We start from the raw sequence: 12,790 nt of genomic DNA, 5'->3' as shown, positions 1-12,790 counted from the left end.
TGAAACACTATTGTTTATGTGCTTATGATGTATAGATACACCGTGTGAATTTGCACGATCATAGTGCGCATGCGCACAAAAATACAAATTTACTACTCTCCTTTCAACACTTTGGCCGGATTGATATTGGCAGCTTTTCGTATTTGCCATATCAGAGTGGCCAGCGAAATGAAGGAAGTCACTATGGCGGCAACAGCAAACAGCCACCAGGATATAGGAGCTTTGTTGGCAAATCCTTCCAGATATTTTGAGATGATATACCAGGATAGAGGTGCTGAGATGACAAATGCCACTCCCAGAATAATCGAGTATTTCTTTAACAGGAGCGGATAGATCTCCTTTAGGGTGGCTCCGTTCACTTTACGTAGTGCAATTTCACGATATCGCTGACGGATGTCGAACATAGATAATCCGAATAACCCCAGGCAAGATATAAGAATGGCAATGACACTGAACAAGGAGTATATCTCAGCAGTTCGCTTATCTTCTTGATACATGGTCGCTATCTCGTCTTCTAAAAAGCTGTATTCAAACTCACCTTCGCCCAGTATTTCATCGTGCAGCTTTTTCAGGAAGGCAATGGCTTCTTGCTTTTTTCCGGGAATGATTTGTGCCATCAGTCGATCTCTATAACTGCCCCGCGGATCTTCGTAAACAATGAAGAGCGGAGGAGTGGTTTTCGATAAGTGACCGATCTTGAAGTCTTTGATCACTCCGATAACCTGATATGGAGGATTCTTCTCCATTTCTTCGGATTTTGAAGAAGACCACCACAATCTTCTTTCGGGTTGAATCAGGGCCGTTTCTATATTATTTATTTCTAAGAGTGATTTGGCCGATTCATTAATGATCATTTTATAATCACTCCATTGATCAACAGAGTCATTCCACAGGCGCCCCTCTTTTAGCTGAAAGCCGAACAGTTCAATATATTTGTTGCTTAGACTGCTATAAATAACTGGCTTGAACTCGTCCCGCTGCACATTCCGCACATTATTATAATTACCGTCCAATTGATTCGGGTTCTCTCCATACTCCCAACGGATAAAGAGCGGAGAATGGTCCATTTCTTCTTTGATGTAAGCCAGATTACTTTTCTCTCTTTGTTTACGTCTCTCCCACTCTTCGTTCGACATATTTAGATCATATGAAGAACGTTCGGCATATAACTGACACTGAATGATGTCCTTGGTAGTATAGTTCAAATCGGCAGCCAACATGAAACGCACTTGCTTTGTGAAAAAGAGAGAAACAATAATAAGCACAAAGGTGATGAGGTACTGAACGAATAAAAATAGCACACGGGATACGATGGAATGTCCTCCTGCATTCACCGAACGGATAGATACGGAAGGCGAAACGTAATTGTATCTGATGAATGGATAAATAGAAGTCAGTAATGGCAACAGAATCAGTACTCCGACAGAAAGTATGGCACTGAATTCCGTATTGGAGATTTGCGGTATCCGGAGCACATGTTCCATCATACCACCGGTTATTTCGATGATGCACCAGGATATACATAGAGCCATGCCTGTCAGGATAAAGTTTTCAGTGAAAATCTGTGCGAATACATCCTTTGTACCGGCACCGTATACCTTTTTAACTCCAAACTCTCTGGCACGCTTGAGCATCATTACCGTATAGATATTGATGAAATTGAACAAACCGATTATCAACAAAGCAATGTTGACAACAGCAAGTACTAAGATATTATTATAATTGCCTCTTTGGAAATTACTCTTGCCGTTATCATAGATACGAATGGTCTTGTCGAAATAGAAATCTTTTAATGGAAAAAATTGCAGGCGAGTCGGTGTGTCCATATAGCACCTTAACTTCATAAACTTTTCGTTCTTGACGTTCAGCTTCTTAAAGTCCGTTCCGGGCATCAGTTGTATCAGGCTATAGCTTGAACGCGACCATGAATGTTGCAATTGTTCGGATACAATCAGGTCGAAATCTAAAAAGCTTTTTGTAGGCGGCTCCCCTATTACTCCCGTAATCGTGATAATGTCTCCTGTGCTGTAAGTTATTGTTTTCCCAATCGGATTATCTCCTTTGAACAGTCTTTCAGCCAATCGCCGGGTGATGATGGCATCATTCGGAGATTTCAGAGAGGAGATACCGGATACAGACGGATATGGCAGTATTTGCAGAAACGCACTGTCTGTCACTACGGTTTTCACATTGTATATCTGTTTGCCGACTGTAATCCTGTCTTCCGAGAAATTAATCCACCGGGTACTTTTCAGAACAGACGGATCTTTCAGCGGATCGATAAAGTTGGGGTCGTTATTTCTATCTTCATTGCTGCTTATTGTCCGCGTTCCATCTTCATACTCGCAATATAGCAGATAGGTGTTTTCAAGGTCTTTGCAGAAATGGTTTACAGTAACCTCTTGATGGATATACCGTAGGATGATAAGTACACAAGCCAGACTCAAGGCGAGGCCCAGTATATTGATAAATGTATATGTTCTGAAACGTGCCAAGGCTTTCCAGGCCAGCTTTATAGTTTTCATGTTTGTAATGGTTTTGAGTTTGATTTCACCACAGAGCACCACAGAGTCTCACAGAGTTTTAATCTCTTGTTTATAGGATATTAAAAGAAAACCATCTCTGTGCTACTCTGTGGTGAGTTTGATCCATTTTTTATATTACTTCAGTATTAATTCTTCCGCCTCCCCAAAGGTATCATATCCTGTCGTAACGACATAATCTCCGGGCTCTAATCCTCCGGTGATTTCATATTGCTGAGGATTTTGGCGTCCGATGGTGATGGGCGTACGTACTGCCTTTGTTTTTGATGCATTGGTTTTGTAGATCCATTGTCCTCCGGTAGCCTGATAGAAATTACCGCGTGGGATGACAATGGCCTGTTCTGGTTGCCCCAGTTCGATCTGTACACGGAAACTCTTGCCTACACGTACATTATCGGGCATTTCACCGGTGAAAACCAGATCGACATCGAACATGCGGTCTTTCACTTCGGGTACGACTTTAGTAATGCGAAGCGGATACCTCTTGCCCTGATAGTTGACGGTAGCAGGTAGTCCGGTGGTGATGCGGTCAATATAATACTCGCTTAATGAAGTGTGAATCTTGTACTGATCGAGTACCTTGATTTCGGCAATGCTCTCACCTGAACTTACCTGCTGTCCCGGTGTCACTTTGACGAAACTGAGTTGTCCGCCGAGGGGTGCCTTCACTACCAGATTGCCCAGACGCTCTGTGGCTCGCTCATATTTCTTGCGTTCGCGTTCCATATCTGTACGTATCAGATCTTTACGGATGATGGTCACAGCCGAGTCGTGGCGCAGACTTTCACGTTGCAGTTCGGCATTTTTTACCTTATAGTTATATTCGTCTTCCGATACTTCAAGTTGTGCCTTGCTCTTGATACCCATACGAAATTCTTCTTTATCCAGCGCAAAGCTCTTTTTGAGCCGCGCCAGTTCATAATTGGTTTCCAACGTTTGTTGTTTTAGGTTCAGGCTTTTCTGTTCCATTTCGATCTCTTTTTCCTGGTAAGTGATGCGCTGCTTCTCCCAATCGTCCCGTTGGTCCTCGATGCTGCGCAACAAATCCGGATTAGAAAGGGTAAGGATCGTATCTCCCTTTTGGAGCAGGCTTCCTTCCTCAGCGATGATACGCTCTACGCTGCCGGCTTCGCGGGTGTTCACTTTGATAGTGAGAATTGGCTGGATCAGTCCTTCCACATCTACATATTCCATAAACTTACCGTCTTTGACCTCGGCTATCTGTATGTTTTCCGATTCGATGCGGAGCTTGCGCGGACCGACCGACAAAATAATGACGTAAACAAGGAAAGCGGCGAATGCAATGCCTCCGGCTATGTAGAATTTATAGCGGATGTACCAGGGTTTCTTTTCAATTTTAATATCCATATTATTTTTATTTTTTTCGATTAACGATTTTTGTTTCGGATCAGTCTATCAACAGATCATAATTCTCGGTGAGTGGTGCCTTCCCTTCAAAGTCGAAGAGAGTGAGGCTGCGTAAGGTGTAATACAAACTCCAGTAGTTATAAAGGGCTGTTATATAATTACGGCGCGCCTGGTCTTTCTCTGTGATGGAAGCATTCAGGTCGAGAATGGTCGACTTACCGAGCAGATAGAGCTTGCGTGCCACGTCGCTACGCCGTTGGGCAGTTTCGTCGGTACGTGCGGCTATCCGTACCCGCTGCGCCTGAAGGTTGAATTGTTTCACCAGTTTGCGCACATTTAGTTCGAAGTCGGTTTTGTCCTGTTCCACCTGTGTGTATACAAGGTCGCGATTGGAACGTGCCACACGCACCTTGCCTTTGCCGCGTCCCCAGTCAAGAATGGGAAGCGCAATGCCCAAACTGACGTATTGCTGGTCTAAAGGTCGTTTGTATGCACTCCCCAGTTTATCGGCTGTCTGTGTCAATCCGAAACGCAGATAAATATCCGCTTTCAGTCCGGCATTGGCTCGGGCATACGACACATTGCTTTCACTTTCCAGTTTCCGGCGCATCATGTTCTGTATCTCCGGGCTGTTCTCGTTGGCCAGCAACAACGCTTCGTGCAATTCTACACTGAAGTCCGGCACATGGTCATTGACTTTCACTTTTAGTTCTTCATCACTTTGAATGCCCAGATACGAGCGTAGCTCCTGCATGCAGTTGTCCATCTCAATACGGGCATTCATTCGGTTGGTTTCTTCGGTTAGTTTGTTCAGCTCCAGTTGCAACATTTCGTTTTCGGTAATGGTACCGATGTTATAGCGCCCCTGGGCATATTGATAGAGTGTGTCTGCGTTGGCATAATTGATGGTGGCGGTTTCGTAATTGCTTTGTGCGGTGGCAAGGTTAAAGAACTTCTGTGTAGCCCGTGCAGCTACCAATTCGAGTGTTTCTACATACGATTTTTTTGCTTCCCGGTAACGTACCGGTTCAATGCGGCGGTCCCATTTCAAACTGTTGTATCCGAAGAGCGACTGGCGGTAACCTATATTAATAGGTGAAGTCTGCCAAGCCGTTGTATGATCACTGAAGAGATCCATGCGTTGCGCTGCCGTCTCTATGAAAAGTGAACCTCCGGTCCAGGGAATATTCTGAGTCAGGCTTAGGGTGAGGTCTGTGCTGAGCATATTCTGTTCTACGAACTTTACGGTTCCGTCTCCCAGTGTCACTTTGTTGATGGCCCGGTTTAAATTGGGGTCCGAAGTCAGGCTCAAAGCAGGCAAATAGTTTGCTTTATAATATTTGTAATTCCAGTAAGCCGAACGGAAGCTATGGCGTGCCGTTTGTGCGTCCGGCGACTGAAGCTTGGCAAGCTTCACAGTTTCGTCCAAAGAGAGCTCCATCGTGTGTTCCTGTGCGGCGACCAATGAGATGCAACTGCATCCGGCAATAATAAATATCGTTTTCAGATTCATTGTGTATTTACTTTTTATATAAATCATTCAAAAGGTATGCCATGAATGTAAGTTGCTTTTTAATAGCATTTTATATGTGCGCGCTTCTTTGTCTTCATGTGCATATACGCACAAAAATAGTGCGAATTAGCACACACAACGCATGAATATAATCTGTATCTTTGCCCTCAGCCTAAAGGTAAGCAGTTGTATCCGGCTTACATTGGCATCATTGCATAGTGAGATAAGATGTACGAGATGTATAACCGGGATATGACGAGCTGTACAACTGGTATATCTCATCTTTTAAAGGAACATAAATTAGCTCGTAATATAATATGGAACAGCTTGGAAAGATATTAATTGTAGATGATAATGAAGATGTATTGTTTGCCCTCAATCTTTTGCTCGAACCTTATACCGAAAAGATTAAAGTGGCTACTACCCCCGATCGCATTGAATATTTTATGACTACTTTCGGCCCGGACATCATCCTGCTCGATATGAATTTTAGCCGTGACGCCATCAGTGGGCAGGAAGGATTTGAGAGCCTGCAACAGATTCTGAAGATTGACCCGCAGGCAATCGTGATTTTTATGACGGCATATGCCGATACGGACAAAGCTGTACGGGCCATCAAGGCAGGTGCAACAGATTTTATTCCCAAGCCATGGGAGAAAGAGAAACTTCTGGCAACCTTGTCTTCGGGCATGAAACTCCGACAGTCACGTCACGAAGTGAATATGCTGAAGGAACAGGTGGAAGTATTGAGCGGACAGGGAGGATCAGAGAACGAGATCATCGGTGAGTCGGCAGCCATGCAAGAAGTGTTTGCTACCATTAATAAATTGAGTGAAACGGATGCGAATATCCTGATCTTGGGCGAGAATGGTACCGGAAAGGATGTGATTGCCCGTTTGCTCTATCGTTGTTCTCCTCGTTACGGAAAGCCCTTTGTGACAATTGATCTGGGTAGTATCCCCGAACAATTGTTTGAAAGTGAATTGTTTGGTTATGAGAAGGGTGCTTTCACCGATGCCCGGAAAGCGAAAGCCGGGCGGATGGAAGTGGCTACGGGCGGAACTTTGTTTCTGGATGAAATAGGTAATCTTTCACTTCCAATGCAATCGAAGTTACTGACTGCGATTGAGAAGAGGCAAATCAGTCGGTTGGGTTCCACTCAGTCGGTGCCTATCGATGTACGTCTGGTATGTGCAACCAATGCGGATATCCGGGCAATGGTGGATGAAGGAAACTTCCGTCAGGACTTACTTTACCGCATCAATACGATAGAAATCCATATTCCTCCCCTGCGTGAACGTGGTAATGACGTCATCTTGCTGGCCGAGTTCTTTCTGGAACGTTATGCCCGCAAGTATAAAAAGGATATGCATGGGCTGACGCGTGAGGCGAAGAATAAATTGTTGAAATATAACTGGCCCGGCAATGTGCGCGAGTTGCAACACACCATAGAGCGTGCTGTGATTCTGGGCGACGGCTCTCTGCTGAAGCCGGAGAATTTCCTTTTCCACTCTTCTGTACGGCAGAAAAAAGAAGAGGAAGTACTCAATCTGGAACAGTTGGAACGGCAAGCCGTAGATAAAGCCATGCGCCTGAGCGAAGGCAATATCACCCGGGCGGCCGAATATCTGGGAATCACCCGTTTTGCTCTTTATCGTAAACTCGAAAAACTCGGCTTATGAAACGCTATTCTATCAGTGTAGTGCTACACATCCTTTTGTTGGTAATACTCTCCATCGGAGGATATCTGCTCTTCCATTACGAATTGTGGTTTAGCACTTTGATTGTGACACTTTTGCTGATTGCCACAGGAGTGCACCTCTATTCCATTCAGATGAGATTGGCAGGCATGATGCGGCGACTGACGGATAGCATCCGCTTCAATGATATGACGCAAAGTTTTCAGCCGCCGTTTAAAAGCAGGATGATGGTTGAACTGGCGGATGAACTCTCGCAAACGCTGAAATTGTTCCGAGGCAGACTGCTTGAGGAAGAAGTAAAGCATCAATATTATGAGAATCTGTTAAGTAAGGTAGATACGGCTGTGATGGTGACCGATCGTTCAGGCCGGGTAGAATGGATGAATCATGCGGCTGTGGCTTTAGTCGGGCAAGAAACCCAATTGCCTCAGGAATGGCTTACCACTTCTTGGAACGAGACGCAAGTAGTACGCATCCGGCAGCAAGGAACTTCTGTCGAAATGGCTGTGTCCTGCACCCTGTTTGCTGCACAAAACAAGGAAAGGTTACTGGTCAGTCTGAAAAATATCCATTCGGTATTGGAACGTAACGAGATGGAGGCCTGGCAAAAATTGATACGGGTATTGACTCATGAGATTATGAACTCTATTACTCCTATTATTTCTCTGTCCGAAACATTGAGTGAACGTGGAATACCCGAACGGCTTAGCGAGAAAGAATACGGTGTCATGTTGCAGGCTATGCAGACCATTCATCGGAGAAGCAAGGGACTGCTCGGGTTTGTGGAAAACTATCGTCGGCTGACCCGTATCCCTACTCCTGTCTGTGCGTTGGTGATGGTAGACGAACTTTTTTCTGATCTGAGGAAACTATTTCCGGATGCGTTTATCCATTTTGCGGCTACACATAGAGGTGCTACTCTCTACATCGATCGTGCACAGATAGAACAGGTATTGATTAATCTGATTAAAAACGCGAAAGAAGCCTGTGGACAAAGTACTGCTCCGCAGATTGAAGTGGAATTGGAACAAATACCCGGAAAAGTCTGCAGTTTGACGGTCCGTGATAACGGTGAGGGCATTCTTCCGGAAGTGATGGATAAAATATTCGTTCCGTTTTTTACGACGAAACCTTCGGGGTCCGGTATCGGACTCAGTTTGTGTAAACAGATTATGAATCTGCATGGGGGCACTATCACTGTTTCCTCAGAGATAAGTAAAGGCAGCTGTTTTACACTGATGTTTCCGGGAAGATAGGGGCTGTTAACCCCTATCCAATCCGCTCATGTCCGGATTGAGTTCTTTTACTGCATCGCGCACTTCTTTTTTGGTGGCTTCGCTGTAAGTTCCGGTTTGCTGTACGGGTACTTTGTCTTTAAGTACCTTTTCAGCCTTCTTCTGTTCTTCCGATGAAGTTTTCTCTTTTTCAGTATTCATAAGTTCGATCTCCTTTATTTAGTTAATAATAATGTAAACACCCCCACAGATGGATGGTTCATTACATTTTAGTTATTTTCTGTTTCTAATTCTTTGATTTCTTTGTTCAGGAATACCGATAATATGGTTCTTACGACAACGATACCGCCTAAAATAATCAGTTCGTTCATTGTAGGCTCCAATACAGTTTTCAGGATGTCCGAAGCAATCAGAAATTCTAACCCCAATAATAAATAGGTTCCGAATACGGCTCTCAGCTTCCGTATATTAGTTGGGGTATAGGTGCCGGTTATCCTCTTCAGTTCATTGAGGATAAAAGAGATGATAGCAATCAGCGCCCCATAAGTGACAATCAGCAAGCTGATGACACTGATAATAGTAGCCAGTAGATTTAAGAATTGTGTAAGCATAAAAGTTGTTATTTTTGTGATGGATAAAGCGGGTTACCTGTCTCGTCTACTTCCGTCCAATCCTTTACGCTGACGGAAGGAATAGAAACGGAACTGCCATTGATCACCGCACTGAATAAGTAAGAATCTCCGGCTTTCAGCTCTCCGCTTGGGACAGGGATCTGAACGCTATAAGTTTTCGAATTGTTGTTTCCATCTGTTTCCACTTCAAGCGTAAGTGTCATCGGATCATTGGTCTGCAGTGGAAGCATGATATATTGCGCCAGAAATCCATTAATGCCCATTTTATCGGGTTTGTCATATGATGTTGCGGGAGGAATAACTCCGGTGGAGAGTGTCATGCTCGCTCCTGGAACCGGCGGAGTGATAGTAGCTGATAGTAGCCTGCTTAATTGAATACCATCTCCGGCAGAGACTTCAACGACAACTTGTGTACAGGCATGCTGGAATACAATGGGAATATTGATCTGTGCACTGCTTACATCCTGGTCGGTACTACCCCACCAAAGATAATCGATGCCATTGAATAAAGGTTCTGACTCTTGTCCGGTAAAAGAAGGTGGTATGGTTGAGAAGTTGTCGGATACGGCGTAAAAATTATAGATGCCGTTTGCAAGATACATTTTATACCCGTCTTTTCCGGATAATACCCCCGGAGAGGAAGTGATGTACAATCCTTCGGCAAACAGAGTTTCCTGACTGGTGGTACTCTGTGCCTTTTGATAGGCGTACAAAGTGCTCTTGATTCCTTTTTTCATAGGAGACATGGCACGGGTCAGGTTTCGGCTTTCGACAGAAGCATTGAAAGTGACGAGTGTCGTCTCCTTTTGTGGAGTTTCGGGAAGGTTATCTTCTCCGTTGCCATAAATAATGGTGGTATTTTTGGCACAACTGCCCATAAACAAAGCCATACCGGCAAAAGCAATGAAATACATAGGTTTAGGAATTCTAAGTCTCATGATATTTGTTTTTATAGTGATGTTTCTGTATTATACGTTTGAAACGGGATTTAGTTCACAGCTTTCGGAAATATTGCCGGAAAGTACCGTTTAAAATCTATCTAATAGTATCAAACTTCATTAACAGAGAGAACTTTTTCTATGTTTTATTGTCATTATAGCATAACAATAAAACGTAGAACATATGGCTAAAGTAATTAATAGGGATGTACCTATCGCAGAAGAAAATACCACCCTGACCGGTCAGCCGGCATCGAACATGTATGATGACTGGAGTGAAGAGATGGTGGATCGTGCAGACAATGTGTATGATGATACCAAAAAGAAGCCTGCCCAAAGCAAAAAGATAAGAGAAAAGAAGATCAAGGAAATAGATGAAGTGATCAAAGAGGATCTTGAATAACTTGTCTCTGTCGTGTGTTTAGCATAAAAGTCCTGATTCTGGCGGAATCGGGACTTTTTAGGTTAATAGCTTCTATTTTTCTTATATATCCAAATGCGTGACTGATAGGATGTTAAAAAATAAATATGAAAAAATGCTTCTTTCACTATTGTATATTTAAAAATAGTCCCTATCTTTGCACCGCTTTTGAAAGGAACTTCCCTATAAGAACGGGGTGTAGCGCAGTCCGGTTAGCGCACCTGCTTTGGGAGCAGGGGGTCGTGGGTTCGAATCCCGCTACCCCGACGAAGTCAAAGGGAGTTTTCATTAAAAATTTTCGGGGTGTAGCGCAGTCCGGTTAGCGCACCTGCTTTGGGAGCAGGGGGTCGTGGGTTCGAATCCCGCTACCCCGACAATAAAAAAACACTGGTAATTAAGTTTGCAACTTAACTATCAGTGTTTTTTATTTATCAGATGGGTATTAAAAGGATTTAAGTTCTTCTTCAAATTTGGTGATAAGTTTTCTTTTACTCATGGAATCTAATTCCGTTTTCGGAAGTGTAAGCCCTCGCTTATAGTTGACAAAAAAGCAAGTATCCCGGCTTTCCCCCGAAGAGTCCATCCGTGAGGTGAAGAAGCGAATTTTAGGATAAACCATCTGAAAATCAATATCTTTAAAAAGTAAGATTTCTGTTCTCAAAAGCTTGTTTTAACACAGAGTTAAAGCTTGTTCTTTGGATGTGAATAACAAGTTCTTTAAATGCAAAAGACTTGTTGTTTGCGCACAAGAACCTGACAACCTGCAAAAGGCGTTAACAATGTTAATTGAAGAAAGGTATAAGGATGAAGATACCGGCTCGGACGCCGCAAATTCACTTCCGAAACTCGAGTTATCTTATTCAGGCGGTGTCTGGTCTTTCTTATTAAAGCAAGCAAAAAGGACAATTATCAACTTGAAAATAAAGAAATAAAGAATTTAGCACCAAATTTGAAAAAGAACCAGGATTTATGATTCTTCAAGAATGAAAATACTGCAAAAAACGCAAATTTTAAAATGTTATCCATATAATTCTACTTATGCCAACCTGTGAAACAGAAAGATGAGAAGCTCCCATTGAAAATTAGCATATCGTACATGCAGCAATTTACACTGATAAACTTAAATGCTTTCTTTCTCTTCTAAAATGGGATACAAGAAGGGAATAATTTGTAGAATAGCCAACCATCTTATATATACCTTTAATTGTTATCTCTCAAATGAATCGGGCTATTGAAAGTAGAAAAAAAATTGAAGTTAAGCGTTCTCAATTGACCGATTTGCGGGATAGTGATACTTTATGCGATGATTCTGATATGGTGATATTCATTCATCGCCTGGAATATTATGAGATATTTCAAGATTATAAAGGAAACGATCTTTGCGGTATGCCTGAGATAATTATTGCCAAACTCCGTAATAGTGCTCTTGTTGATGGTTTCTTGCGGTTTAAAGGTGAATTGGTTATATAATTGTTGATGCACATCGTATAATACCAAGAATACTACCTGTGACAGAACGCTTGCACGGCTTTATAGATGGAACTTGTGTTAGCTTTTTCACATTTTCAGATAAAAATCCCGGGTGAGTTCTATATACTTTTCACTATATTGATGACGGGAGGTTTCAGTCAGTAATTCTTCTGTTTCGCATGTCTGTTTGGTGAATCTAAATGAAATTAGAATTCGTTTGGGAGCTCCGCCGGGCTTGGTTATGATAAAGAGTTGACGTGAAGGATATAGCCCATATTTATGAGCAAGTGTTTTAATTTGCTCACCGACATCCATTGGTATCACTATAGTGAATGTTCCCTCTTGCGAAAGTAGTTCGGATACACCTGCTAATAATTCTTCATATGTCAGGCTGTCGTTGTGACGGGCTTTATTACGTTGTTCGTCAGAACACTTTAATGAAGCGTTAAAGTAAGGAGGATTGGAAACTATTGTATCAAATTTAGAAATACTATTTTTACTGCTATAATGTTTAAAATCTTGTTGGATTACCTCTATCCTATTTTTCCAGGGCGAGCGGTTTATGTTTTCTGTTGCTTGGGCAGCAGCGGCTTCATCAATCTCAAGGGCTGTAATGGAAGCTGTACTGCGCTGGGCTAACATAAGTGCCACCAGTCCTGTGCCGGTACCAATGTCGAGAATGCGGACCGAGGATTTTACGGGAGTCCATGCCCCGAGCAGGACGCCGTCTGTACCTACCTTCATGGCACATTTATCGTGCCAAACGGTAAACTGTTTAAACTGAAAATAAGGTTGGCTCATTTAGCTAATAAATAATTAAGTTCGCCAAAAATAGGTAAATATTGTGATATGACATTCCGTCCGTATTATTATTTGGCATTGTTTTTGTGTTTTTATCGAACAGATGTTTTATTCTTAATGAAGAATCGATTAACTTTGCGAACGTTTTATGCTCGCTGATATGACATAA

At 42.8% G+C, this 12,790-nt stretch carries 11 protein-coding genes, 2 tRNA genes and 1 pseudogene; 7 read left to right on the top strand and 7 right to left on the bottom strand.

Annotated features, from left to right (window positions below; all coding sequences use genetic code 11):
- Positions 1-92: 92 nt before the first annotated feature.
- The 3 genes from ISX59_RS02145 to ISX59_RS02135 all read right to left on the bottom strand — a co-directional run bounded on the left by ISX59_RS02145 (position 93) and on the right by ISX59_RS02135 (position 5,424).
- The gene (locus tag ISX59_RS02145; RefSeq protein ID WP_220575604.1) at positions 93-2,525 is read right to left on the bottom strand and encodes an ABC transporter permease; all 2,433 of its coding nucleotides are present in this window, start codon (positions 2,523-2,525) and stop codon (positions 93-95) included.
- A gap of 135 nt (positions 2,526-2,660) precedes the next feature.
- Positions 2,661-3,911, bottom strand: coding sequence for an efflux RND transporter periplasmic adaptor subunit (locus tag ISX59_RS02140; RefSeq protein ID WP_005777818.1), 1,251 nt, complete (start codon positions 3,909-3,911; stop codon positions 2,661-2,663).
- A gap of 40 nt (positions 3,912-3,951) precedes the next feature.
- Positions 3,952-5,424 carry a TolC family protein gene (locus ISX59_RS02135; protein WP_005777816.1) on the bottom strand — a complete coding sequence of 491 codons (1,473 nt, stop codon included), beginning with the start codon at positions 5,422-5,424 and terminating at the stop codon, positions 3,952-3,954.
- 317 nt (positions 5,425-5,741) lie between these two features.
- Here ISX59_RS02135 and ISX59_RS02130 point away from each other — a divergent pair, with 317 nt between their 5' ends.
- Together ISX59_RS02130 and ISX59_RS02125 are read left to right on the top strand one after the other, a co-directional pair.
- Positions 5,742-7,106 carry a sigma-54 dependent transcriptional regulator gene (locus ISX59_RS02130; RefSeq protein WP_005820276.1) on the top strand — a complete coding sequence of 455 codons (1,365 nt, stop codon included), beginning with the start codon at positions 5,742-5,744 and terminating at the stop codon, positions 7,104-7,106.
- Positions 7,103-8,380, top strand: coding sequence for a PAS domain-containing sensor histidine kinase (locus tag ISX59_RS02125; RefSeq protein ID WP_005777812.1), 1,278 nt, complete (start codon positions 7,103-7,105; stop codon positions 8,378-8,380). The genes ISX59_RS02130 and ISX59_RS02125 overlap by 4 nt, the downstream gene beginning before the upstream one ends.
- 6 nt (positions 8,381-8,386) lie before the next feature.
- Here ISX59_RS02125 and ISX59_RS02120 read toward each other — a convergent pair whose 3' ends face one another.
- The 3 genes from ISX59_RS02120 to ISX59_RS02110 form a co-directional block, all read right to left on the bottom strand.
- Complete coding sequence (locus ISX59_RS02120) at positions 8,387-8,560, bottom strand: hypothetical protein (RefSeq protein ID WP_005777810.1); 174 nt, start codon at positions 8,558-8,560, stop codon at positions 8,387-8,389.
- A 68-nt stretch (positions 8,561-8,628) separates the two neighbouring features.
- Positions 8,629-8,970: a DUF1622 domain-containing protein gene (locus ISX59_RS02115; RefSeq protein ID WP_188520375.1), complete on the bottom strand. Its 342-nt coding sequence runs from the start codon at positions 8,968-8,970 to the stop codon at positions 8,629-8,631.
- A gap of 8 nt (positions 8,971-8,978) precedes the next feature.
- A complete protein-coding gene (locus tag ISX59_RS02110) occupies positions 8,979-9,929 on the bottom strand; it encodes a fimbrillin family protein (protein WP_022012185.1) in 951 nt (316 codons plus the stop codon).
- A 184-nt stretch (positions 9,930-10,113) separates the two neighbouring features.
- Here ISX59_RS02110 and ISX59_RS02105 point away from each other — a divergent pair, with 184 nt between their 5' ends.
- The 5 genes and pseudogenes from ISX59_RS02105 to ISX59_RS02090 form a co-directional block, all read left to right on the top strand.
- Complete coding sequence (locus ISX59_RS02105; protein WP_005777804.1) at positions 10,114-10,332, top strand: hypothetical protein; 219 nt, start codon at positions 10,114-10,116, stop codon at positions 10,330-10,332.
- 210 nt (positions 10,333-10,542) lie between these two features.
- Positions 10,543-10,617, top strand: a tRNA-Pro gene (locus ISX59_RS02100).
- A 32-nt stretch (positions 10,618-10,649) separates the two neighbouring features.
- A tRNA-Pro gene (locus ISX59_RS02095) sits at positions 10,650-10,724 on the top strand.
- 327 nt (positions 10,725-11,051) lie between these two features.
- The gene (locus tag ISX59_RS21100; RefSeq protein ID WP_032543253.1) at positions 11,052-11,282 is read left to right on the top strand and encodes a hypothetical protein; all 231 of its coding nucleotides are present in this window, start codon (positions 11,052-11,054) and stop codon (positions 11,280-11,282) included.
- A 256-nt stretch (positions 11,283-11,538) separates the two neighbouring features.
- Positions 11,539-11,808 (top strand): annotated as a pseudogene (locus ISX59_RS02090) (DnaB-like helicase C-terminal domain-containing protein); the annotation flags it as partial.
- Between the two features lie 99 nt (positions 11,809-11,907).
- On the opposite strand, the gene ISX59_RS02085 reads toward ISX59_RS02090, so the two are convergent.
- Positions 11,908-12,621 (bottom strand): tRNA1(Val) (adenine(37)-N6)-methyltransferase, encoded by a 714-nt coding sequence (locus ISX59_RS02085; protein ID WP_044300853.1) that lies wholly within the window; start codon positions 12,619-12,621, stop codon positions 11,908-11,910.
- Positions 12,622-12,790 lie beyond the last annotated feature (169 nt).

This window comes from Bacteroides sp. FSHCM14E1 (genome assembly GCF_019633785.1).
Lineage (GTDB): Bacteria > Bacteroidota > Bacteroidia > Bacteroidales > Bacteroidaceae > Bacteroides > Bacteroides hominis.
This window is presented reverse-complemented; position numbering and strand designations above follow the sequence as displayed.

Excerpts from the sequence above, each read along its gene's own strand:
- ISX59_RS02145 (WP_220575604.1), bottom strand. The coding sequence starts at position 2,525 with ATGAAAACTATAAAGCTGGCCTGGAAAGCCTTGGCACGTTTCAGAACA.
- ISX59_RS02140 (WP_005777818.1), bottom strand. The coding sequence starts at position 3,911 with ATGGATATTAAAATTGAAAAGAAACCCTGGTACATCCGCTATAAATTC.
- ISX59_RS02135 (WP_005777816.1), bottom strand. The coding sequence starts at position 5,424 with ATGAATCTGAAAACGATATTTATTATTGCCGGATGCAGTTGCATCTCA.
- ISX59_RS02130 (WP_005820276.1), top strand. The coding sequence starts at position 5,742 with ATGGAACAGCTTGGAAAGATATTAATTGTAGATGATAATGAAGATGTA.
- ISX59_RS02125 (WP_005777812.1), top strand. The coding sequence starts at position 7,103 with ATGAAACGCTATTCTATCAGTGTAGTGCTACACATCCTTTTGTTGGTA.
- ISX59_RS02120 (WP_005777810.1), bottom strand. The coding sequence starts at position 8,560 with ATGAATACTGAAAAAGAGAAAACTTCATCGGAAGAACAGAAGAAGGCT.
- ISX59_RS02115 (WP_188520375.1), bottom strand. The coding sequence starts at position 8,970 with ATGCTTACACAATTCTTAAATCTACTGGCTACTATTATCAGTGTCATC.
- ISX59_RS02110 (WP_022012185.1), bottom strand. The coding sequence starts at position 9,929 with ATGAGACTTAGAATTCCTAAACCTATGTATTTCATTGCTTTTGCCGGT.
- ISX59_RS02105 (WP_005777804.1), top strand. The coding sequence starts at position 10,114 with ATGGCTAAAGTAATTAATAGGGATGTACCTATCGCAGAAGAAAATACC.
- ISX59_RS02085 (WP_044300853.1), bottom strand. The coding sequence starts at position 12,621 with ATGAGCCAACCTTATTTTCAGTTTAAACAGTTTACCGTTTGGCACGAT.